The sequence below is a fragment of the Mesorhizobium sp. M1A.F.Ca.IN.020.06.1.1 genome (assembly GCF_004023265.1).
In the GTDB taxonomy this organism is placed as follows: domain Bacteria; phylum Pseudomonadota; class Alphaproteobacteria; order Rhizobiales; family Rhizobiaceae; genus Mesorhizobium.
This window is the reverse complement of sequence record NZ_RZSR01001608.1, coordinates 1-691: the sequence shown is the minus strand read 5'-3', so window position 1 is coordinate 691 and position 691 is coordinate 1. Positions and strand designations below refer to the sequence as shown.

General features: G+C 59.0%; 1 protein-coding gene. It reads right to left on the bottom strand.

Going from position 1 to position 691, the window contains the following annotated elements:
• Positions 1-389: 389 nt before the first annotated feature.
• Positions 390-691: translocation/assembly module TamB domain-containing protein (locus EOA60_RS35850; RefSeq protein WP_164899921.1), on the bottom strand; the 302-nt coding region annotated here is incomplete at its 5' end.

The window sequence follows — 691 nt, the reverse complement described above, 5'->3', positions numbered from 1 at the left end:
CCGAAAACGCTGGCCAAAGCCAGGAATTCACGGCGGTCCACCGTGCCCGACTTGGCCGCTTCGGCCATCGCCAGGATGTGGTCCGGAACGCGGTCACCGTTACTTTTATAGATTGCCATGACTGACTCCCATTGTTTGGCTTTCTGCCTTTTAACATTCCGCATCCAGACCGTGATGTCAAAAGCCGGTTTGGAATTGGAACATGGTGGGGAATGTGCAACTTTGGAATTGGGCCGGTTGGCGTGATAGCGACAGCCTTGACGCAAATTTGTTAGTCCACAGCACATTTCCAAAAATTAACAGGGCAATCAAATCAAGACATTGCCGGCGGACAGGGCCTCGTGCGCGCGCCAAAAGTCCTCTTCAGCCCGCCGGGGCGGGCAACACCGTCAATATTCGCGTTCGTAAAAGACGCCGCCCTTGGCTTCGCCCGCGTCGTTGGCCTCGCCGCGCAGCTTCACGCCCCTCCCGACATTGAGATCGATCGTCGCCTTGCCGGAGCCCGGTTTGTCGCCCTTCTGGATTGTCACATAGGTACGGTCGTTGAGGTACTTGCCGGCCGAAACCGCGGTGCCCCCCTTCTCGTCGGTCGTCACGTCGAGATCGTCGATGCCGATCGCGCTGCGTAGATTGTCCAGCAGCGAGGTCGTGCCGCCGGCCCCTGCCAATTGCGCGGCCGCGTCAGCAAGCT